Below are 20,589 nucleotides of genomic sequence, written 5' to 3' on the forward strand. Positions count from 1 at the left end.
TCTCTCAATTCCAGTGCGGTGCCAAAGGCCAAGTGGTTGGGATGCGTTCATTACATTCTCCTTAAGAGTCCTATCCATGAGGCGATAAGTCAGCACTTATCAGATGCTCCGAGTTTATGTTCGATATAATCAATAGTAATTTTGAATGCCGCTGCTATATCAAAAGGCTTACTGCTTAATGCTCTTCGCAGCCAGATGCCGTCAATTAATGCAGCAAGACCTTGTGCGGCCAGCCGTGCCTCTGCTGCCGGCATGACACGTTTAAATTCAACACAAAGATTGGAATACAAACGGCGTTCATTGATTTGTTGTAGCCGGTACAGATTGGGTTGATGCATACTACTGGCCCAAAATGCTAACCAGGTTTTCATTGCCGCGCTATTGATCTGGCTGGGATCAAAATTCCCTTCGACAATGGCTTTCAATCTTTGTGCAGGCGTTGCATTATCGAGCAGTCGTAACCGACGTGCTACTGCCATTTCCAGTTGATGTAATAGATGGCGCATGGTCGCTTCCAATAGCCCGTTTTTATCCTTGAAATAGTGGCTGATAATGCCGTTAGAAACGCCTGCTTTTCGGGCTATTTGCGCAATAGTGGCTTCCTGCATTCCAACGTCATTAACAACGATTAATGTTGCATCAATGAGTTGTTGTTTTCTTATCGACTGTATTCCAATTTTTGGCATGATTTTATGCTCAGAAGATCAATCATTCGGGGAGTATTAAACTTTTTTTTAATTGAATGTTCAATCAAAATTAAATATGTTTTATTACAATAATTTTACAACGAGGGAGCGGTTTTGTTTAAGATATCTTAAATTTTATATTTAACTCAAAAGGTTATATGGATTATGCTTTTCATCTGTTTTAATGCTATTAATTTCAGGAACTGCCTATGAATACCCAAGACAGTCCAAAAAATACCCAGAAGGACACACTGAATTCTGTCGTTTTTTTCACCTCAGCCGGACTGATTATTGTATTTTCTCTGTTCACTCTTTTTTTCACTGATGCCACCAGTGCCTGGATAAAAAATACACTGAACTGGGTGTCTAAAACTTTCGGTTGGTACTATTTATTGGCCGCGACACTTTACATTGTGTTCGTTGTTTTTGTTGCGGCTTCCCGTTTTGGGTCAATCAAACTGGGACCGGAACAATCTAAGCCGGAGTTCAGTTTGCTGAGTTGGGCAGCAATGCTGTTTGCTGCGGGGATCGGCATTGATTTGATGTTTTTCTCGGTGGCTGAACCTGTCACGCAATATATGCGACCGCCAACGGGTCAAGGGGAAACCATTGAAGCAGCTCGTCAGGCGATGGTGTGGACGTTGTTCCACTATGGCCTGACGGGCTGGTCTATGTACGCCTTAATGGGAATTGCACTGGGATATTTTAGTTATCGTTATAATTTGCCCCTGACTATCCGCTCGGCACTTTATCCTATTTTTGGTGACCGCATTAAAGGGTTCATCGGTCATACGGTGGATATTGCGGCAGTAATAGGGACCATTTTTGGCATTGCAACGACGCTGGGAATTGGGGTTGTGCAGTTGAATTATGGTCTGAAAGTCCTTTTCGGATTACCGCAAGGATTGGGGGTTCAGGGAGGACTAATACTGTTGTCTGTGGTAATAGCCATTATCTCCGTGACTTCCGGCGTAAACAAAGGCATTCGGTTTTTGTCTGAATTGAATGTCCTGCTGGCTCTTGGCCTAGTTTTGTTTATTTTATTTATGGGCAATACTGAATTCCTGCTTAACGGATTGGTGCAGAATATCGGGGACTATATCAGCCGTTTTATGGGGATGACACTGAACAGTTTTGCCTTCGAACACCCAACGGAATGGATGAATAACTGGACACTGTTTTTCTGGGCATGGTGGGTGGCCTGGTCGCCGTTTGTCGGATTGTTCCTGGCACGTATTTCCCGTGGCAGAACCATTCGTCAGTTTGTTATGGGAACGTTAGTCATTCCATTTGTTTTTACCCTGCTGTGGTTATCGATTTTTGGTAACAGTGTATTGTATGAAATTATTCATGGTAATCGCCAGCTGGCTGAAACCGTGTTACAACACCCAGAACAAGGTTTTTATCGTTTGTTGGCACTTTATCCGGCATTTACGTTTAGTGCTTCTGTTGCCACCATTACCGGACTGCTGTTTTATGTCACATCGGCTGATTCTGGCTCATTGGTGTTAGGGAATTTCACGTCTAATCTTAGTGATATCAATAATGATGCACCGAATTGGTTACGTGTCTTTTGGTCGGTGGCGATTGGCGTATTAACGTTAGGTATACTTATGACGGATGGTATTTCTGCGTTGCAAAATACCACCGTCATCATGGGCCTGCCTTTTAGTTTTGTGATCTTTTTTGTGATGGCGGGACTATATAAATCTTTACGGGTAGAGGACTTCCGTAAAGCCAGCTCATTGCAAAATACCTCCCCCACGCTTGTGTATGATAATGGTTCATTGAACTGGAAGCAGCGTCTGAGCCGTATGATGCATTTCCCCGGTACGAAAAACGCTCAACGAATGCTGGATATGGTGTGCCGTCCGGCGATGCAGGAGGTGGCTAAAGAGCTGGTGGTGCGGGGCGCGAAAGTTCAGTTTAATGCATTACCGACCGAAGAGAACAAACGACTGAATCCATTGGAATTGGTTGTTGATTTAGGTGATGAGCAAAATTTTGTCTATCAAATCTGGCCACAACGCTATTCTGTACCCGGATTTACCTATCGAGCGAGAGCGGGTAAGTCTCACTATTATCGGTTGGAGACTTTTCTGATGGAAGGAACGCAGGGTAATGATTTGATGGATTATACGAAAGAGCAAATCATTAGCGATATTCTCGATCACTATGAAAAACATCTGAATTTTATTCACTTAAACCGGGAAGCCCCTGGGCAAACACTGATTTTTCCAAATGGGTAAGTAACCTCTGTCAGTCAGGCCTGATCTCAGTATTCCACTGGACTCAGGCCTTCCTCTACAAGATAAACAACAAAACCTTTGTCATGGAGACCTTTTTCACGTTCCAAATCGTGGTGATAGGTTTATATAAAAAAGCGGGCTTCATCATGTTCAATCCTCATCACGAATGGGAGTTTGTGCATACAAAAGATCTGCGGCACGATGGCAAAGTTCTGTAAATATGGCGATTTCACCTTGGGACATATTAGACGCCACAATATCAGCCATATTATGTCTGCTGGACTCGGCCCTCTGCAAAAATGTTAACCCCTTTGGGCTTAATTTGGTGACCAGTTCGCGTTTATCGTTTTCCCCCGCTTCTTGTTTAATAAGCTCTTTATCTTTTAACAATCGCAAAATTTTAGACATTTTAGAGCGGGTAAAGCCGAGCTTTTCGCCAATTACAGTAGGATTCATCGGCTGATATTGTCGAAGTAAATATAGAGTATCATACTGTGCCCATGAAATACCTTCAGGGTTTGTGATGGTTCTTCTCGCGACAAGAACACACTGAAGCCTACTCAATGCATTTTCAAAAGGTGTGACGGTAATGTCATTATCTGTCTTCATGTGTTTTTTTATAACCTGAGTATTAAATAAGAAACCAAGCTAATCGCCTGTTCCATAAATAAAAATGATTCTTTATGGAACAGGCTTGTAAATATCCACTTATTTACAATTAAGAACAGCCAAAATCAAGAGAAAATGGCTTCTCGGTTAAGAACATCCTCATAGTCATGTAATTCTTTAATTTTACCGTTGTTTAATTTAAACACATTAATATATAAACAATGGAAATCTTTTTTATGTGGCAATGTCTTACCATTCAGTCGATACTCGACGATAAAAATATCAGGATTATCTGTTGAGTACAGTTCTACATCCTGAACAGAAGTAAAAATCAGAGGCGCCTGGCCAAAACTTGCTGAATAATGCTCAAGTATCTGTGCCTGGCTCTCAATTGTATCTCGACTGGTACGGAATGGTAACTTCAGAATACCATCATCACAAAATAGAGCGGCAAGTTTTGTGGGTGACTTTTCTAAAACTGCTTCTATATATTTATCGAATACAACGTTAAACATCATTTCTCCTTAGTATTTTACAGGTTGCTGACTTTCAGGTTGATATGACGGGATGATTGCTTTATCCATAAAATAAGAAATTAATTTTGAGAAAGTTTTCACATTAATATCTGGAAAATCGAAACCTAAGGTTTTAAGGGCCTCGCGTGTACTCTGATTGTTGTAGATGTTATTACCAATATTCAGCGCATTTTCTTTAAAAAGGTGGATCACTGAACCCAGTGCTACCTCATCGCCATTGACAACCCTTTGTTCGAGTTTTTCTAACCACGCTGATTCAGAAACTGGTGTGATGTCATGCCCTGTCTGTTTGATAGCCAGATATGCCGGGGTAAAATCAGTACCTTCCGGATGAAATAAGTGGAAGTTCTGTTGCTCATGTATCTTATTAGCGGTTGATAAGGTCACAATAGCCTGACTGACGAAATCGACCGGCAATAGATCTGTACTCAGCAATTCAGGGTAGGGTGCAATTCCCATTTGGATAAAGCTTTTAATTTGCAGCCATAAAAAATCATCTGCTTGACATGCCCCGGTCACACTGTCACCTGATATACGCCCTATTCGATAAATGTTGATATCAACACCTTGATATCTGGCTTGCTGTACATACTGTTCAGCCACCCATTTACTTTGGGTATAACCGATAGAGAGTGAGTGCGGGTAGTCCGGGAGGCTATCTTCTGTTATTGGCTGTTGAGGATAGTCCGGTGCAAATACGGCAATAGTCGAAATATACTCCAGCTTCTTACGCTCATGGTGACAACAAAAATCAATGATTTCTACGATACCATCGACATTCGTTCCCTTAACAGAACTGTACGGGAGAACAAAATTAATATGAGCTGCGGCGTGATATATTTTAGAGACTCTTTCTGATAATGACTGATATTCTGCCTCAGTTAAATCAAATTTCGCCTTGGCAATATCGCCCACCACAATTTCAACGCGTGAAAAATCAATGTCATGGTCAATGCCATAACAATGAGCATTTTTTATGATACGGCTCAATCCGGCACGGTTATCGGTGGCCCTGACTAAACAAATGATTTTACCCGTTAGTTGTTGCAGTAAGGTGCGAAGCAGATAGATACCTAAAAAACCGGTAGCACCGGTGAGTAAGACCTCATCGCTTTTTGAGGGATTTAATTGTCGCGTATACGTCCAATCATGCGGGACGAAAGCATCGTTAATAAATGGACTCTGTATTTCATCATCTGATTTTTTATCATTATTCAGATAGGTATCAACCGAAGCGGCCATATCACGTAAGGTCGGGGTACTAAATAGTAATTTGAGCGGAAAATCGACATTAAATTGTTTGCGTAGTAAATATACTAACTGTGTAGCTAACAGTGAATGTCCGCCGATATTGAAGAAATTATCGCCTAATTTAATCGACCGGTTCGGAAAAACTTTTTGCCAGAGTAATTTTACTGTTTGTTCGGTTGAGTTCAGCGTCTCTTCAATGCCGTTTTTTGCAAAATTATCCGACATTTTCGTTATTTCAATGTGATGCAGTGCTTTTCGGTCAATTTTACCGCTAGGGGTCGTTGGAAGATCAGGCAAAAATACGAACTCATTTGGGATCATATAATCCGGTAGATAGCTGCGTAATCGAGTTAATAGTTCAACACGTTCTAATGGCACTGTTGTGATTATAAAAGCCACCAGCATCTTGTTGCCGGCTGATATTTCTTTTCCAATAACCGCGGAGACTTTCACTTCATCCAATGAATTGATAACGGCTTCTATTTCTGATGGTTCAATGCGAAATCCCCTGATTTTTAATTGATTATCCAGACGACCAAGATATGTGAAGGCGTCACTGGATTTTAGTTTTATGAGATCCCCCGATTTATAAGCCTGTTTGCCCAGTGCACCTGGCCAGTTTTCGGTTAAAAACCGTGCTTGAGTTTCATGATCTTTGTTGTGATAACCTGGAGAAAGGAACTCACTGATAATCCAAAGTTCGCCTGCGACACCGGCTGGAACCATACGTCTGTGTTCGTCCAATACAAGCATAGTAAATCCGGGCAGTGGATATCCTATTGATGCACTGTCTCCCCACAAAGAGATATCTGCCGGCATGACATAAGCAGAACAAACATGACTCTCTGAAGGGCCATAAAGGTTAATCAGTCTTCGGTTGGCATTAAACATATGTTTGATATCAGCAGTGAGAACCAACTGTTCACCTGTTGAATAGACTTCATCAAGCATTGATAGCCGGGCTTTATTCGAGGCGGTTAATTGAGCCAGATGTTGAAGTGCCACATAGGGAAAATAGGCTCTGCGGATCTCGTTTAACTCAATGACATTTTGCAAATGATGCAGATCCTGACGCTCCTCTTCATCTGCAATATATAACTTTCCGCCGGTACATAAGGTGCCGAATATTTCCTGTACAGAAACATCGAAAGATAAAGACATATAATGAAGTGTGCAATCACCTTCACCACACAGAGTGATCTCTTTTTGCCATGTAAGAAGATTGGACAGTGTCTTATTCAGTAAGCGTACTCCTTTGGGTTGTCCCGTTGAACCGGAAGTGTAAATAACATATAGCTCATCTTCTGGCTTTCGTTGCACTGATTGCCAGTTAACATCCTGTATAAATACCGTTTCATCTAACACGATTTTGTGGATGGTCGCAGATAATGTTGTGACAAACTCACTGACGGTTACAATACAATCCACCGCTGCGTCCCGGAGCATATATTCAATCCGTTCCTGGGGATAACTGGGGTCAATGGGAACATAAGATGCCCCTGTTTTCAAAACGGCCAGCAGAGCTGCGATAGCGTCTTCATTTCGGTTTAGCAATAAACCGACCCGTGAACCCACACGGAGGGTATAATGTGTATACATGAATTCAGCGAGCTGGTTGGCGCGATGATTTAACCATCCATAAGTCCGGTGACCGTGACGTGTTATTAATGCAATATTGTTCGGATGCGTTTTTGCATATTCCTCTATCTCATCAATAAAACATGGGATGTTTATGTCAGCGAATGAGGTACTTGAACGATTAACGATGGACAGTTGTTCATCTTGAGTGAGTATTTCAACTTCATCTAAAGTTTTTTCACCCCGTTCCCCCATACATAAAGCGGTTTGCCTGTAGAGTTCCAGCCAATATTGAATGGTGTTGCCGTCGAAGAGTCCGGCATTAAATTCCATAATTAAACGATGAGATGTACCTGTTTCGACAAATAGGGTTAAATCATATTTAGCGGATTGAATATACTGTTCGGTGACGTTTATTGAGTAAGGGAAATCCTGAAATGCATCATTAATGGTATCAAGATTGACAAGTAATGTTTGAAAAACAGGGTTATCTAAGCCAAAGTTCTGGCCTGTATCTGCAACAATGTCAGTAAACGGTAATTGCTTATTAAAATGAGCCTGAATAAAGCGGTTACGAACTGATACGGCAAACTGATTCACGGTACTACCTGAATCTAAATGAGATCTGAATGGTAGAGTATTAACCAAATATCCCACCGTTTCTTCAAATTCACTGTTATCCCGCAGCGCAAAAGGGATACCAATGGTGATATCTTTTTGACCCGATAAACGATACAGCAAAAACTGCCAGCACAGGGTCATATACATGAAAGGGGTCATTGCAAGATTTTTTGCCAGCTCAGATATTTTCAATACATCATCATGGCTAAGTTGCAAATGACGATAACCTGCTTTGGTTCCTTTGCACTCCTTCCTGGGGTAATCAGTGGGGAGGTCTATCATAGAAGGGTACGGAGTAAGTACTTTCTTCCAATAATCTTTCATGGTGGCAATTTCAGGTTTAGCTAATTGCTCTTTTTGCCATTGGGTGAACTCCAAATAATCAGCACTGATTTTCCGATAATGAAACTCTCTGTTTTCAGCCAAATGAGCATAACAAGCGAGAATGTTCTTGATAAAAATAGTCACTGATGGTGCATCAACGATAATATGATGAAAACAACACGCCAACCAACATCGTTTTAATTCTCCTGTTATCAAACAGATATCGAATAACGGCCCTTTTGCCAAATCATATTGTTTTGACGCCATTTGTTGAATAACGTCTTCTGGATGATTCACTTCAGTGATAGTTTTGTGCGTAATATGAATGTCATAGGGGGGTTCTATGACTTGATACAGCTGATCTTGAGTAAACGTAAAATGTGTGCGTAAAACAGGGGTGACGTTGACAAATTGAGTAACGGCTTTTTCCAGCAAATGGTGATCTAACTGAGTCCCTACTTCTATAAGTAATGGAATATTGTAACTTTCGGGTTGGTTCAGTACCTGATCAAGTAACCATAACCCTTTTTGTCCTTGTGTACTGGGTAGGTATGTTCTGTTATCCCATGTATCCTTGACTGTTTTGTTCAATGATTCATTGTCCATTTCTGCTCTCCAAGTCGTTTCCACCAAACTGAGCGGCTAATTTTCCGACACTATCCACTGAAAACACATCGGCAGATGAAACATGAATACCAAGTGTTTTACTGACCAGAGAGGCTAATTTGATTAAATGAAGAGAATTTATTCCCTGTTCCCAAAACGAAGTTGCGGGATCAAGGTTCTTATAACCCGTGATCTCTTCCCATATTGAGAGAATTTTTGATTCTACGTTGTCATCTTGTTGCTTGTGCATCCCATCAGCAATAAGCTGAACCATTTGATTTCGATCGCGTTTACCATTTTGATTCATTGGCAAAGCATTAACATGTGTAAACCGTTCTGGAACCATATAGGATGGCAGCCTTGAATGCATAAATTCTCGAAGATCGGTGCTGGATAGCGAACCTGACTTACTCAGATAACAGGCATGTAACAGAGGCTCATTATCCGTCTGCTCTATGGTGACAATGACATCTTCTATTTGAGGATGTGAACGGAGTGTATGTTCCACTCCGGTGATTTCGACCCTGAAACCCCGAATTTTACACATGTGATTACTGCGTCCCAGTAATGTGATATTGCCAGATTTATCTCTTTTAGCCTGGTCATTAGTGCGGTAATAACGCTCATGATTGCCATTAAGGGCCAGCCAGACAAAACGGTCATGGGTTAATTCAGGATCTGAATATCCTTCCGCAAGCCCTGCGCCGCTGATGCAAAGTTCCCCTGGTATATCTGGCGCACAGATTTCTAAATTATCATCCAGTACGACCATATTGACGAGAGGCAATGGGTAACCAACAGGCACTGGTGAATCAGCATCAGGTCTCTCATCGGGTAACACCTGATAAGCAGAAGTAAGCGCTGAATTTTCCGTACATCCCATTCCATTGAATATGCGCCCCTTACCTGCTTTGGCTGCAATTGAAAACAGTCTGGGGTTAACAAAATCACCTGAAACGACGACACAATCAGGTTTATGTAAAGTATCAGGAGAAACTTCTACAAATAGCCGGAATAGCCCACCGGACAAGAAAAGAATAGAAATATGCTGATGACTAATGATGTTATCGATTTCGACCAAATCAGGAGCCTCTTTTGGATAAACAACGAGTGTGGCTCCGGTCAGAAGACTTATCCAAATTTCATTGGCGCTGGCAGCAAATGACAGCGCTGCAAGTTGTAAATAACGATCCTTGTCTGTATTACCTAACTGGTGGATAGGGATTGCAAGGCGGGTTAATCCACAATGACGGATAATCACACTCTTTGGTTTACCTGTAGAGCCTGATGTCAACAAGATCATCACCGGGTCTGTCGCCACTAACGTTTCGGTTAGGGTTTCAAATTTTGTGGGTATGTCATCTAACTCGCGGGTTTGTGAAAAAAGGGTTTTTACAGAGATAATTGGATAATTTACTTGTGAATTAATTAATTGTGAACTGTTTGTTTTAAATTCGGCGCTTTCAGCGTTATCAGCATCTGAAATCAGTAAATTGATGTCAGCAGCCTCGATGCAATCTGTTATGTACTGTTCTGGGCTGTTATTGTTAAAAGCATTGCTTAACGGAACAATAATAGCACCCAGACGAATTACCCCTATCAACACCAGATATAATTCCAGGCTGCGAGTTATCTTAATGGCTACTTTATCTCCCTTTTTTATCTTCATTTTTTGTAAAACAAGTGCTATCTGGGTTGATTGCTCCCAAAGTTCACGATATGACAATGTTTCTGAGTTAAATATTAACGCAGTTTTATTTGGATATTTATTGACTATTTCACTCAGAACATTTGGTATAGTACGCAACTGTTCAGTCTGTTTTTTGATCATGCAGAAGGCCTCATCATATTTAATATAATTTAAAGTAATGACGATATATTAAATAACTGTTTTAAGATATTTTGGAAAAATGATCTTGATCAATGTACGTTCATTTTTAATTTATTTCTGTTGCCTAATATGCTGATGAAACAAAGTCTACAATGGAATCCTAAAATCAGTCAAATGATTTCCATAATGAAACCATATCATCATTATTTTATTGTGGGTTATTATTTAAATCATTTAAAAACATAATCTTACGCTTATTATTGTCAATAACTTTACTTGAGTAGTTGACAAAGTGCAGGTGAGTTATGGATGATTAACGTCACACGTTCGATTTATCTATTGATATAAAATCGTATCTATTGTGATGTCAGAGTTTATCGTTTTTATTTAAACACAAGCTAAGGTTGTACTTATTTTACTCTTGCTTTCTTTAAAGAAAACGCTAGAACGCTGCTTTTATTATTAATAACGCTGCTTTTATTATTAATAGATAATATGCTTTCGATTGTGAATTATTAATTTACCCTTCATTAGAAGTGGAGTATGAGTCAGATGGATACATTAGAAACTCTCAGTTCTCCGTGGCAACAACCGACCTGGAACAATCCGGAAACATTGTCCACCATAAAAAAAGAGTTATTGGGATTACCGCCATTAATTAATCATAAAAAATTGATACATTTTTATAAACAATTGGAAAAGGTTTGGTTACACAAAGCGGTAATAATTCAAATTGGTGATTGTGCTGAACGGATTATCGAATGTGATCAACAATCGGTTATTCCGAAAGTTGATTTTTTACATGACTTATCAGACATTTTTTCTACTTTGCTGAATAAGCCTGTGATCACAGTTGGCCGCATAGCGGGCCAATATGCAAAACCGCGTTCGAATGCAATTGAAAAATACCGGGATACGACGTTACCTGTATGGCGTGGTGACTGTGTAAATAGCCCGGAACCTGTTTCGGATGCCAGAATAAATGACTCTAAACGGATGTTAATCAGTTATCACGCAGCGTCACAAACCCTGTCTACGATTGATAATTACATCCGAAGTAGGCCAGATATGAATTTACAGGTCTGGACAAGCCATGAGGCCCTGTTGTTGGACTACGAATATTCTCAGTTGAGAACCACACCGGACGGGCGGCGATACCTTGGCAGCACCCATTGGCCCTGGATTGGTATTCGTACCCTTGATTTAAAGAGTCCTCACGTTGAGATGTTATCAAATATAGATAACCCGGTAGCATGTAAAATCAGCGATAAAGTCTCCCCTGATTTAATCACGGGATTATGCAAAAAACTCAACCCTCAAAAAATCCCCGGGCGACTGACATTTATCACCCGTTTTGGCCATAAACATATTCATAAACTCACTCCTCTCATTGATGCTGTACTGGAGACCGGTATCCCCGTGCTTTGGATGTGTGACCCCATGCATGGAAATACAACAAAAACAGCGAATGGAAATAAACAACGAATTTTTGAAGAGATGGTGGATGAAGTTACTCATTTTCAAATCCAGTTAGCCGAACGCCATGCTTGTTGTGCTGGCATTCATTTAGAAACGACGGCGGAAGATATCGCTGAGTGTTTTGGTTGCGGCTTCCATCCTAAAGAATCTGAATTATCAAACATTGTATGTGATCCACGATTGAACAAAAAACAGGCAATTGAACTTATTCAACAATGGGCAATTAATCAGGAGGCATTATGACTTTTGACAAAAAATATGTTGCAGTAATTACCGGCGCATGTGGTGGCATCGGTGAAGCCATCGCCAGACGATTGGCAATAAAAGGAATAACCTTAGCACTTATTGATAAACAGGCAGAGGCGTTACAACCTCTGGTGGACAAACTTCGCTATGAATATCCTCAATCTATTATCGGTTTTCCTGTGGACGTGACCGAACCTCAACAAGTTGACAGCGCATTTCTGGCCATTAGAAATCAACTCGGACCCATCGGCTATTTGGTGAATGGCGCGGGTGTATTACACCATGCTTCTGTTGAAAACACAGATATTGATGGATGGAACCGTAGCTTTGCTGTTAATGCGACGGGGGTATTCAACGTCAGCAAAGCCGCAGTCGGTTATATGAAGGAGCAGAAAAAAGGCAGCATCGTGACTGTTGCTTCAAATGCCGCACGAGTACCCCGGGCAATGATGGCCGCATATTGTGCCTCAAAAGCGGCTGCCCAAGCCTTTACATATGCACTTGGGTTAGAAGTGGCTCCATTTGGGATCCGGTGCAATGTTGTTGCTCCTGGTTCAACAGATACCCCCATGCTACGCAGTATGTGGGGAAATGAGGCTGATAAAAACCGCACATTGTACGGTAATCCAGAGCAATTTCGCATTGGTATCCCATTACACAAGATTGCTGCTCCAGACGAAATTGCCGCCGCGATTTGTTTCTATCTAAGTGAAGAATCCAGCCAAACGACATTGTCGACTTTGCTGGTCGATGGCGGTGCCGCATTAGGTAGCTGTTAATGCATAGCAAGCAAGAGATATAACATGGAAAAGATATTATCGTACCCATTGCCAGGCTATGTTGATTTACCCAAATCTACAGCAAATTGGCTCCCGGATCGTCATCGCACAGCTTTGTTGATCCATGACATGCAAAAATACTTTGTAAATTTTTTTGAAGCCGGAACAAGCCCGATAAAGGGTGTAATGAGCAACATCTGCATGCTATTGAGTGTGGCCAGAAATTTTAATATTCCTGTGTTCTATACTGCCCAGCCCGGCAGTATGACCTCAGAACAACGTGGATTATTAAAAAATATATGGGGTGAAGGCATGCAAGCAACCGATGAACATCGGGACATTATTCCACTCCTGACACCCACTAAAGATGAAACCGTACTGACTAAGTGGCGTTACAGTGCATTTTTTAAATCTAATCTGCAACACCATTTAAGGGATTTGAAGCGCAATCAACTGATCATTTGTGGGGTCTATGCCCATATAGGATGTCTGACTACGGCTATTGATGCTTATTCACATGATATCGAAACCTTCTTTGTATCAGATGCTGTGGCTGATTTTTCAGCGGAAAAACACCATCTGGCGTTGAAGATGGCAGCGGAAATATGTGCCGTAGTGGCATCGACGGAACAAGTCATTGCAAATCTAAGAAAATAACATGTCAGGGAGACTAAAAAGCCTGACAAGACAAATTCTAAGGAGAAATGATGTTGTTGAAAGAATTACCACAGGGAGAGCGGCAATCAGAGGATGCGAAAAATCTCTTTAGCCACTTAGTGACGGCGGATAAACCTTTTGCATGTATTTATCGCCCATTATCCGATGCTAAGGACTCATTTTTATTACTTGAGGGGAAAATAGAATACAGCCATTCACTCTCAGCTCTAGAGCCAATTTCGTTGGAGCCTACGCTTTCATTGAAATCAGACCGTTTAGGCGTAGCAGATATAACATCGCCTGAAAAGCTGAATGTTTCTCAATTAATTATCATTCCATTCAATCAGATTGCCGAAAAAGGGTTTGCATGCCATAACGACAACGAACCTGTCATTATCATGAATATTGAAACACAAGCCCGTTACCAAATAGATAACTGGGGATTTATTGAGAGTGGTAAGCCAATAAAAGCCGCTAATATACATTTCGATATCACAGACAAGGCTTATAGCCAGATGGTGGAACAGGTGATCAACGATGAGATTAGTGCCGGAGAAGGCAGTAATTTCGTTATATCGAGAAGTTTGGAAGGTGATATTGAAGACTTTGCATTGGAAGATGTACTCGCGCTATTTAATCAATTACTGATAAACGAATGTGGTTCTTATTGGACATGGGTTGTTTATACCGGTGACCGCTATTTTGTTGGTAGCAGCCCGGAGCAACATATTTTGGTGGATGGCAAAGAGGTTGCCATGAACCCAATAAGTGGCACGTTAAAATATCCAGAAAAAGGGGTAGAGCAGGCTTTATACCACTTCGTTAACGACAAAAAGGAACAGAATGAACTCTTCATGGTCGTTGATGAAGAACTGAAAATGATGAGCCGCATATGTGACAGTGATATTACGGTGAGCGGTCCTCAGTTAAAGATGATGTCCCGGGTTGCACATACGGAATATTTTATCCGTGGCTCAACATCACAGACAATTCAAACTATCCTGAAAGAGTCTTTGTTCGCCCCAACGGTTACCGGAAGCCCTGTGCAAAATGCGTCTCAGGTTATTAAACGCAGGGAAAATCGTGGTCGTGGTTATTACAGTGGTGTTGTCGGCATGATTGGTGTTAAGAATAATCAACGCTATCTGGATTCCGCTATATTAATCCGGGCGGCAGATATTACAAAAAAGGGGCATTTCCGATTGACATCAGGGGCCACAATTGTTCGTGATTCAGCGCCGGAAAATGAAGCTGAAGAAACCAAAGCAAAATTGAGTGGTTTAATGCGTTCTTTTTTTGACGAGAAGAAAAATATTAATTCAACCAATAATACCCCATTATCTGAACATGTGTTGAGTAATATCACGGCAATATTGCAGCAGCGTAATCATAAAGTTTCTTCTTTCTGGTTAGGCGATGCTAAAAAAATAGTATTGGCGCCCAATTTTCTTCCCTCCATTACGCTTATTGATATGGAGGACTCATTTACTGAAATGATTGCCTATCAGTTACGTTATATCGGGCATGATGTAACGATCGTTTCATGGTCTGAGACGGGTGCGCATTTGCCGCAATTAATGAGTTCAGGTAAAACAGATATTCTGTTTATTGGCCCGGGACCAGGAGACCCGAATGCTGTCAGCCATGACAAGATGGCAACCGCACGGGCACTGATTGCAAATCGTCTAAAACAGAATTTACCACTAATTGGAACCTGCCTGGGGCATCAACTTATTTGTGCTGAATTTGGCTTGCCCATCAGACGGCTTCCAAAAACACGGCAAGGAACGCAATATAAAATAGCCATTGAGAATATAATCTGTCATATCGGGTTTTATAATAGTTTTGCCGCGATGCACAAATTACCGCATTGGTTTACGCCAAAATACAATCGATTGGTTTATCTTGAACGATTAGGTAAGCGTGAAATTATTGCATTGAAATCTAATAATGTGGCATCAATACAGTTTCATAACGAATCTTTTTTAACTACCGATGCATTTTCTATTTATAATTGGATGATTAATAATGCTATAGGTGATGCAGATAAAGTGTTATAAAATAACATATCGTAAGGCTTTGTTGGGACAATCTATGTAATATGCTAAAAAATACACTTGGTTGTCCCGCTTAATGAATGGAGTACTTTATTTTTTACCGGTTTTATTTAGCGACAATGCTGACGTAAATGATCAGCGGTCAATGAGTTACCCTCTTCAAACATCGCCTGTGGTGTACCGCTGAACATCACCTGACCACCATCAGTCCCTGCACCTTCGCCTAAATCAATAATCCAGTCTGCTTCTGCAATAACTTCTATATTGTGTTCAATGATCAAGACAGAATTTCCCTGCTCGACGAGGCGGCGAAACAACGTAACAAGAACCGCGACATCAGAAGGATGAAGACCGGTTGTCGGTTCATCAAAGACATACACATCACCTTTATTGTTAAGATAAGATGCCAGTTTCAGTCTTTGACATTCGCCACCAGACAGGTGATCAAGCGATTCACCGAGGCGCATATAACCCAACCCAACATCCTGAATGCGCATTAATGTTGGATGAATTTGACTGTCGCCTTCAAAAAAATGTGTTGCCTGAGTAATACTTAGGTTCATGAGTTCAACAATCGTTTTTCCTTTATATTTATAATCTAAGGCTCTTTTATTGAATTTTTGCCCCTGACAGGCTTCGCAAGGTAAGGATATCGAATCCATAAAAGCCAAATCGGTTTCAATCACGCCTAACCCTTTACACTCTGGACATCCGCCCTTAGCATTTGGAGAAAACCATGATTTATCCACATGATTAGCCAGCGCAAAGCGCTCTCGGATGTGCTCAAAAACCCCGCTCCACGATGCAATATGGGAGCGTTTCGAGGTATGAATGGGTTTTTGGTCGATAACAACAGCATTTGGACATTGAGGGACAACCTCTCCCATAATTAAGGAGCTTTTTCCAGAACCCGCCACGCCGCTGACAACAAGCATTATTCCCAGTGGGATCTCGATAGTGATCTCTTTAAGATTATGCAGCGTTGCGTTCCTGACAGAGATATAACCAAGCGGCTTTTTGGGATTTTGATTAAGGCGGGTTGTTTGAGACAGGTATTTTCCTGTTAATGTGTCAGAGGCACGTAACCCAGTCAGATCCCCCTGATAAGTGATAGTTCCTCCGTTATCGCCTGCACAGGGACCTAAATCAATGACATGATCTGCGATTTTAATGACATCAGGGTCATGTTCAACCATCAAGATAGTGTTGCCCTTGTCACGTAATTGCTGGATCAGGGTATTAAGTTTAGTGATATCAGCCGGATGTAAGCCGGTACTGGGTTCATCAATGATATAAGTCATCCCGGTGAGGCTGCTGCCTAAGTGTCGCACCATTTTTAATCGTTGTGACTCTCCACCTGATAATGTTGGGGTCGGACGGTTAAGGTTCAGATATCCCAGACCGACAGAGCACATGGATGCTAAACGTTCTTTTAAGGCACCAATGAGCGTACTCACGGAAGGATCAGCCAATGTAGCGATAAACTGGCCCAGCTCGATAATCGGCATATCGACACAATCGCCGATACTTTTGCCTTGAATTATGCATGACAGGATCTGTTTATTAAGCCTCTGTCCATGGCAGACAGGGCACTGTTTCATTGCAACAATGTTCCGAAATTCTTCACTTTTGTATTCTTTGTTATCTTTCACAAGATAACTGCGCGTGAATCTGGGAATGAGTCCTTCAAATCGGGCAGATTTAGGCCAGTCAGGGGATGGGGTCGCCGGCGCGATGTTATCCGCGTAAAGCAAAAGCTGGCGTTCTTCTGCCGAGTAATCAGCGATTTTCTTATTATTATCAAACAAACCAGAATGAGCATATCGGCGCCACCGCCAAGTTCCTGGCGCAAATGAGGAATATGCAATTGCCCCTTCATTCAGAGATTTGTCTTCATTCAGCAGTTTTTTTACATCTATCGTACTGGCAATGCCCAGCCCTTCACAATTGGGGCACATACCTGATGGGTGGTTGAAAGAGAAGACATTGGAATACCCGACAAAGGGCTTACCGATTCGGGAAAACAGAAGGCGCAACAAAGTGTAAATGTCTGATGCTGTACCCACTGTCGAGCGTACATTTTCCCCAATCCGCTTTTGGTTAATGATAATTGCGGTGGTCAGGTTATTTATCTCATCGACATCAGGCTGGCCATAGTACGGTAACCGGTGCCGGATATAAGGCGGAAAAGTATCATTGAGTTGTCTTTGGGATTCCGCTGCGATTGTACCGAATACAAGGGAGCTTTTACCTGAACCAGAAACACCAGTGAATACAGTGATGACATTCTTAGGAATACGCAAATCAATGCCTTTAAGGTTATTTTGCCTCGCACCACGAATTTCAATAGTGTTTTGTTCATGACTTCTCATTTCATTTATCTCCTTTGCGCACCAATATCAGGGAAAACAGAGTGATAAGCCCACATCCGATTAATACGATAGATATAGGAAACAGAGACACCGATTGGCCAAGACCGGTTAAAAATGCCGTTAAAGAAGCCGTTCCAAACTGAAGAGCACCGAGGACAGCAGAGCCTGCCCCTCTTACATCAGGAACGGCGGTTAATGCCAGACTCGCGGCATTGCCAAAAATTAACGCCATTGTAAACATAAGCATCATGAAAATTGCTGTCGTTAACACAAACTGATAGAGGTTGAGATAATTTACAACCAAGAGCAGACATGCTAAGACGAAGGTGGTTACAACACCAATGATGACAAGCGATTTGGCACCGATCCGCCCAACCCACCGCGCACTCAGTATGCTGCTGAACATCATAATGCCGGCATTAATCGCAAACACAATGGAGAAAAATCCGGGGGTGAATTTGAACATAGACTGGTATATAAAAGGTGATGCTGAAATATAGGCAAACAGTGCCCCAAACGTGGCGGAGAAGATTAATGTATATCCCATATAGGTTCTGTTTTGGAACAGTTTTAAAAACGGCTTAGCCAAACTGCTTTTACTCTCGCCAGATTCTGATTTATCCGGCAAACTTTCCGGCACATAAACGAACGTTAATAGGGTAATTATCAGAGAAATAAGCGCCATAAAGACAAACACAACCTGCCACGGGAAATAAGCAGCCACGCCTCCTATCAATGGAGCAACTATTGGTGCTGCACCTTGTATTGCCAGAATCAGGTTGAAATAGTAGGCGGCTTTGTTACCAAAACTGAGGTCGGAAACAATGGCGCGTGTCAGGACAATACCGGATGCGCCTCCGGCACCTTGAAAAAAGCGGCTAGTGATTAACATTTCAATGCTTGAAGAGAATGAACAGGCAATTGAGGCTACAGTCAGCAAAACCATGCCGCCGAGTAAAAGTTTTCTCCTGCCGATGGCATCCGACCAGGGACCAATGATTAATTGTCCAATAGCGAGACCAGCCATAAATGAGGTTAGACTTAATTGAACACCCGCCTGAGTCGTGAATAGTGCGTGTGATATGGCGGGAAATAAAGGAAGGTACATGTCGGTTGAAAGAGCGCCAATGGCACTCAACATTCCCAGAACCAGAACAAGTTTGAATGCCAGTTCACCTTTTTGGTTAGATGGGATAGTTTGATCTAAATAACTATTATTCAGTGTGTTTTCTGATTTTTTCACTGTTGTTCATCTCATATAATAAACAGATTATGAAGACTATAACACCATAGAAAATGATTTCAAAATGGAAATCATTATATTAATGTAGTTGACAGATTTCATTCAAAATTGAATTCTGTTTAATTTTTTATTTGATGTGTTTTTGTAATAACTGAATGTTATATATTATATATTATATTTTATGATTTACAAATGCCGTTTATTTCGTGGCGTGAACATCTTATAAAGACTATAGCACTATGTGAAATAATTTCGTAATGGAAATTATTTTCTTATCCTATAAAGGTATTTGAGCAATCAATGCATTGAAGTTTTGCTGAAAAATTAACTAGAATTTCATGATCTCTTTCTGTATATTTATACAGTTGTTTGGCATGGGGGGATCAGATGCGCAAAATCATTCATATTGATATGGACTGCTTTTTTGCTGCCATTGAAATGCGGGATAATCCGTCACTTCGTCATGTTCCCATTGCTGTCGGGGGAAGTGCTGATCGCAGGGGCGTAATTAGTACGGCAAATTATCTTGCCCGCCGTTTTGGGGTGCATAGTGCGATGTCCACAGCGATGGCATTAAGACGTTGCCCGCAATTGAAAGTTATCCCTGGCAGGATGGCGCATTATAAAGAAGTATCCCGACATATCCGTCAAATTTTATCCCGTTACACGGAGTTGATCGAACCTCTTTCTTTAGATGAAGCTTATCTGGATGTGACAGATTGCCATTATTGCCACGGCTCTGCCACGTTGATTGCCCAGGAAATCCGTCAGGCCATTTTTGATGAATTGCAGTTAACGGCCTCCGCCGGTGTGGCACCAGTGAGGTTTTTAGCCAAAATAGCCTCTGATATCAATAAACCCAATGGACAATATGTTATCTCTCCTGAACAGGTTGAAACTTTTGTTAACTCGCTGCCATTGCACAAAATTTCCGGTGTCGGAAAGGTCACGGCTAAACGTTTGTCAGACCTGGGGTTGGAAACCTGCTCTGACGTGCAACGTTACGATAAGCTGGCACTCATAAAAAGCTTGGGTAAGTTCGGTTTGGCGCTCTGGCAGCGTTGCCACGGCATTGATGAACGACAAATTACGCCAGAACGCTTGCGTAAATCCGTTGGGGTGGAGAAAACCTTAGCGCAGGATATCCATGAGTGGCATGAATGTGTTGAACTGATTGAAAAACTTTATCCTGAGTTGAAAAAACGGCTGGAAAAGGTAAAACCCGATCTCCATATTGCCCGTCAAGGTATTAAATTAAAGTTTGATGATTTTCAATTGACGACACAGGAACATGTCCATCCGGTATTGGATAAACGCGATTTGATTCAGGTAGCCAGACAGGTTTGGGAAACTCGCCGGGAAGGGCGAGGCGTCAGGTTAGTTGGGCTGCATGTGACATTACAAAACTCACAACTGGAGCGTCAGCTTTTATTGGCGTGGTGAGGTGCAAAGAACGAAGTCTCCC

General features: G+C 41.6%; 13 protein-coding genes. 6 read left to right on the top strand and 7 right to left on the bottom strand.

Annotation, left to right across the window (positions count from 1 at the left end; translation table 11 throughout):
* Positions 1–89 precede the first annotated feature (89 nt).
* Positions 90–686 carry a transcriptional regulator BetI gene (gene betI / locus AAY47_RS12625; protein WP_047770417.1) on the bottom strand — a complete coding sequence of 199 codons (597 nt, stop codon included), beginning with the start codon at positions 684–686 and terminating at the stop codon, positions 90–92.
* A 209-nt stretch (positions 687–895) separates the two neighbouring features.
* On the opposite strand from betI, the gene AAY47_RS12630 reads away from it, so the two are divergent.
* Positions 896–2,935: a choline transporter gene (locus AAY47_RS12630; RefSeq protein WP_047770419.1), complete on the top strand. Its 2,040-nt coding sequence runs from the start codon at positions 896–898 to the stop codon at positions 2,933–2,935.
* 150 nt (positions 2,936–3,085) lie between these two features.
* Here AAY47_RS12630 and AAY47_RS12635 read toward each other — a convergent pair whose 3' ends face one another.
* From AAY47_RS12635 to AAY47_RS12650, 4 genes are all read right to left on the bottom strand, one after another.
* A complete protein-coding gene (locus tag AAY47_RS12635; protein WP_047770421.1) occupies positions 3,086–3,544 on the bottom strand; it encodes a MarR family winged helix-turn-helix transcriptional regulator in 459 nt (152 codons plus the stop codon).
* A 125-nt stretch (positions 3,545–3,669) separates the two neighbouring features.
* Positions 3,670–4,059, bottom strand: coding sequence for a nuclear transport factor 2 family protein (locus tag AAY47_RS12640; protein ID WP_047770423.1), 390 nt, complete (start codon positions 4,057–4,059; stop codon positions 3,670–3,672).
* A gap of 9 nt (positions 4,060–4,068) precedes the next feature.
* Positions 4,069–8,460, bottom strand: a complete 4,392-nt coding sequence (locus AAY47_RS12645) for a non-ribosomal peptide synthetase (protein WP_047770424.1) — start codon at positions 8,458–8,460, stop codon at positions 4,069–4,071.
* The gene (locus AAY47_RS12650) at positions 8,450–10,291 is read right to left on the bottom strand and encodes a non-ribosomal peptide synthetase (protein ID WP_053014280.1); all 1,842 of its coding nucleotides are present in this window, start codon (positions 10,289–10,291) and stop codon (positions 8,450–8,452) included. The genes AAY47_RS12645 and AAY47_RS12650 overlap by 11 nt, the downstream gene beginning before the upstream one ends.
* A 552-nt stretch (positions 10,292–10,843) precedes the next feature.
* Here AAY47_RS12650 and AAY47_RS12655 point away from each other — a divergent pair.
* Genes AAY47_RS12655 through AAY47_RS12670 form a run of 4 tightly spaced genes read left to right on the top strand, consistent with a single transcriptional unit; the run spans position 10,844 to position 15,512 of the window.
* The gene (locus AAY47_RS12655; RefSeq protein ID WP_047770426.1) at positions 10,844–12,013 is read left to right on the top strand and encodes a 3-deoxy-7-phosphoheptulonate synthase; all 1,170 of its coding nucleotides are present in this window, start codon (positions 10,844–10,846) and stop codon (positions 12,011–12,013) included.
* Positions 12,010–12,795 (top strand): 2,3-dihydro-2,3-dihydroxybenzoate dehydrogenase, encoded by a 786-nt coding sequence (locus AAY47_RS12660; protein ID WP_047770428.1) that lies wholly within the window; start codon positions 12,010–12,012, stop codon positions 12,793–12,795. The genes AAY47_RS12655 and AAY47_RS12660 overlap by 4 nt, the downstream gene beginning before the upstream one ends.
* A gap of 24 nt (positions 12,796–12,819) precedes the next feature.
* Positions 12,820–13,452, top strand: coding sequence for an isochorismatase family protein (locus tag AAY47_RS12665; RefSeq protein ID WP_047770430.1), 633 nt, complete (start codon positions 12,820–12,822; stop codon positions 13,450–13,452).
* Between the two features lie 50 nt (positions 13,453–13,502).
* Positions 13,503–15,512, top strand: coding sequence for a chorismate-binding protein (locus tag AAY47_RS12670; protein ID WP_047770432.1), 2,010 nt, complete (start codon positions 13,503–13,505; stop codon positions 15,510–15,512).
* A gap of 107 nt (positions 15,513–15,619) precedes the next feature.
* Here the strand turns inward: AAY47_RS12670 and AAY47_RS12675 are convergent, their stop codons facing one another.
* Entirely contained in the window at positions 15,620–17,881 is a 2,262-nt protein-coding gene (locus tag AAY47_RS12675; protein ID WP_047770433.1) for an ATP-binding cassette domain-containing protein, read from the bottom strand.
* 1 nt (position 17,882) lies between these two features.
* The gene (locus tag AAY47_RS12680; protein ID WP_047770434.1) at positions 17,883–19,124 is read right to left on the bottom strand and encodes a multidrug effflux MFS transporter; all 1,242 of its coding nucleotides are present in this window, start codon (positions 19,122–19,124) and stop codon (positions 17,883–17,885) included.
* A gap of 387 nt (positions 19,125–19,511) precedes the next feature.
* Here AAY47_RS12680 and dinB point away from each other — a divergent pair, with 387 nt between their 5' ends.
* Positions 19,512–20,567 carry a DNA polymerase IV gene (gene dinB / locus AAY47_RS12685; protein WP_047770437.1) on the top strand — a complete coding sequence of 352 codons (1,056 nt, stop codon included), beginning with the start codon at positions 19,512–19,514 and terminating at the stop codon, positions 20,565–20,567.
* Positions 20,568–20,589 lie beyond the last annotated feature (22 nt).

The organism is Xenorhabdus griffiniae, assembly GCF_001028135.1.
GTDB lineage: Bacteria > Pseudomonadota > Gammaproteobacteria > Enterobacterales > Enterobacteriaceae > Xenorhabdus > Xenorhabdus bakwenae.

Bases quoted from the DNA above. Each gene is read 5' to 3' on its own strand.
- AAY47_RS12635 (WP_047770421.1), bottom strand. From the start codon at position 3,544: ATGAAGACAGATAATGACATTACCGTCACACCTTTTGAAAATGCATTG.
- AAY47_RS12670 (WP_047770432.1), top strand. From the start codon at position 13,503: ATGTTGTTGAAAGAATTACCACAGGGAGAGCGGCAATCAGAGGATGCG.
- AAY47_RS12660 (WP_047770428.1), top strand. From the start codon at position 12,010: ATGACTTTTGACAAAAAATATGTTGCAGTAATTACCGGCGCATGTGGT.
- AAY47_RS12630 (WP_047770419.1), top strand. From the start codon at position 896: ATGAATACCCAAGACAGTCCAAAAAATACCCAGAAGGACACACTGAAT.
- AAY47_RS12675 (WP_047770433.1), bottom strand. From the start codon at position 17,881: ATGAGAAGTCATGAACAAAACACTATTGAAATTCGTGGTGCGAGGCAA.
- dinB (WP_047770437.1), top strand. From the start codon at position 19,512: ATGCGCAAAATCATTCATATTGATATGGACTGCTTTTTTGCTGCCATT.
- AAY47_RS12655 (WP_047770426.1), top strand. From the start codon at position 10,844: ATGGATACATTAGAAACTCTCAGTTCTCCGTGGCAACAACCGACCTGG.
- AAY47_RS12640 (WP_047770423.1), bottom strand. From the start codon at position 4,059: ATGTTTAACGTTGTATTCGATAAATATATAGAAGCAGTTTTAGAAAAG.
- AAY47_RS12650 (WP_053014280.1), bottom strand. From the start codon at position 10,291: ATGATCAAAAAACAGACTGAACAGTTGCGTACTATACCAAATGTTCTG.
- AAY47_RS12645 (WP_047770424.1), bottom strand. From the start codon at position 8,460: ATGGACAATGAATCATTGAACAAAACAGTCAAGGATACATGGGATAAC.
- AAY47_RS12665 (WP_047770430.1), top strand. From the start codon at position 12,820: ATGGAAAAGATATTATCGTACCCATTGCCAGGCTATGTTGATTTACCC.
- betI (WP_047770417.1), bottom strand. From the start codon at position 686: ATGCCAAAAATTGGAATACAGTCGATAAGAAAACAACAACTCATTGAT.